This is a genomic window from Acinetobacter sp. HR7 (genome assembly GCF_000773685.1).
Classification (GTDB): Bacteria; Pseudomonadota; Gammaproteobacteria; order Pseudomonadales; family Moraxellaceae; genus Acinetobacter; species Acinetobacter thermotolerans.
Genome location: NZ_JPQO01000114.1, coordinates 1 through 1626, shown reverse-complemented (window position 1 = coordinate 1626; position 1626 = coordinate 1). Strand labels below are relative to the sequence as shown.

Sequence of the window (1626 nt, the reverse complement as noted above, 5' to 3'; positions counted from 1 at the left end):
TATGGGACAGCAGTGGCTTTAAGCCTCTTTTTTTAAATCATGCTATAGGCTGCATACAAAAATAGATAGCGGCCAATTTTGGCGACACTGACAATCAGCAAAAAGCGCAGAAAGTTTTCTTTGAGCAAGCCAGCAATCAAAGTAATTGGATCGCCAATCACCGGCACCCAGCTTAACAGCAAAGACCAGTAACCATATTTACGGTAAATCCCCTGCGCCTGATGCATCTTCTGTTCAGACACCGGAAACCATTTACGGTCTTTGTACTGTTCAATCTTGAAGCCTAGATACCAGTTCACACAGGAACCGAGAATATTTCCGGCACTCGCCACGGTAATCAGCAACCAGGCTGAATAACCCGTCGTTGCCAGCATCCCCAGCAGCACAGCTTCCGACTGTAGCGGAATCAGGGTGGCTGCGCCAAAGGCAGACAGAAACAGTATCAGCAGTGCCATCTCAGAAACCTAAAAGGTTTAGCGCTTCAAAGCCAAACGCTTTTTCGCCTGAACGTATTCCCAATTTGACCAGAAAATTGCACCAATAATAATGACAATCCGGGACCATTTATACTTGCTCGCCAGCGGTAAAATGGCCTCAGCCAGAATATTTTGATTCTTGGTATTGAGTTGATCCACCAGCATTTGTATATGCACGATCTCGGCAATGAACAGCACCAGACAGGCGGCAATACCAAAAATGATACTCCAATAAATACGTGGATTGCTTTCAACAATACGGGTGAAATTCAGAAAAAATGCTTTCATCTCTATTCCAATAAAAAACCACCGTAGTCGGTGGTTTTATTAACGTTACTATATCTTAGCACAATCATGTGATCTTAATTGACTGTGATGGCGAGTGCACGCTGTACCGCAGGACGAGCATTCATCTGGTCCATGTATCTTTTCACTTCCGGGTAATCTTCCAGGTCAATACCTTGCCATTCATAACGCAGCAGCCACGGGAAAATCGCCATATCAGCAATTGAGTATTCGCCTGCGACATAGTCCTGCCCGATTAATTGCTTGTTTAGCACGCCATACAAACGTTTGGTTTCATTCACATAACGCTCAGTTGCATAAGGAATACGTTCTGGTGCAAAGCGGCTGAAATGGTGATTCTGTCCGAGCATCGGTCCAAGTCCACCCATTTGCCACATCAACCATTGTTCCACGTGAACCCTTTTAATTTCATCGGTCGGGTAAAACTGACCAGTTTTACGGCCTAAGTATTGCAAAATAGCACCGGATTCAAAGATCGAAATTGGCTGATTTCCCGGACCATCCTGATCAACAATCGCCGGGATTTTGTTATTTGGCGAGATTGCCAGAAAGTCTGGCTGGAACTGGTCATTTTCCAGAATATTGATCGGGGAAATTTTATAGGACAGGCCCATTTCTTCTAAAGCAATTGTAATTTTATGACCGTTGGGGGTTCCCCAGTAATATAAATCTATCATGCGTGCCTATGCTCCATGCACCTTAATATTTTGGTGTTTCAACAACATAATTGATCTGCCGTAAAACAACAAGCGCCCGGATATAAAATATTTTTTCTCTGTACACGACAAATTTCACAGAACCCTTATCCTATCAGGGTTCTGCCTTCTTAAAATTGCCAAAATTT

Annotated in this window: 3 protein-coding genes; all 3 read right to left on the bottom strand. The window is 43.7% G+C overall.

The window, feature by feature from the left end; translation table 11 throughout:
* Positions 1-32: 32 nt before the first annotated feature.
* The 3 genes from GW12_RS05925 to GW12_RS05915 all read right to left on the bottom strand — a co-directional run bounded on the left by GW12_RS05925 (position 33) and on the right by GW12_RS05915 (position 1459).
* On the bottom strand, positions 33-455 hold the full coding sequence (locus GW12_RS05925) for a YqaA family protein (protein WP_034584771.1): 423 nt from the start codon (positions 453-455) through the stop codon (positions 33-35).
* Between the two features lie 18 nt (positions 456-473).
* Positions 474-764 (bottom strand): hypothetical protein, encoded by a 291-nt coding sequence (locus GW12_RS05920; protein WP_034584768.1) that lies wholly within the window; start codon positions 762-764, stop codon positions 474-476.
* A 74-nt stretch (positions 765-838) separates the two neighbouring features.
* On the bottom strand, positions 839-1459 hold the full coding sequence (locus GW12_RS05915; protein ID WP_034584765.1) for a glutathione S-transferase family protein: 621 nt from the start codon (positions 1457-1459) through the stop codon (positions 839-841).
* Between the last annotated feature and the right edge of the window lie 167 nt (positions 1460-1626).

Bases quoted from the DNA above. Each gene is read 5' to 3' on its own strand.
- GW12_RS05915 (WP_034584765.1), bottom strand. From the start codon at position 1,459: ATGATAGATTTATATTACTGGGGAACCCCCAACGGTCATAAAATTACA.
- GW12_RS05920 (WP_034584768.1), bottom strand. From the start codon at position 764: ATGAAAGCATTTTTTCTGAATTTCACCCGTATTGTTGAAAGCAATCCA.
- GW12_RS05925 (WP_034584771.1), bottom strand. From the start codon at position 455: ATGGCACTGCTGATACTGTTTCTGTCTGCCTTTGGCGCAGCCACCCTG.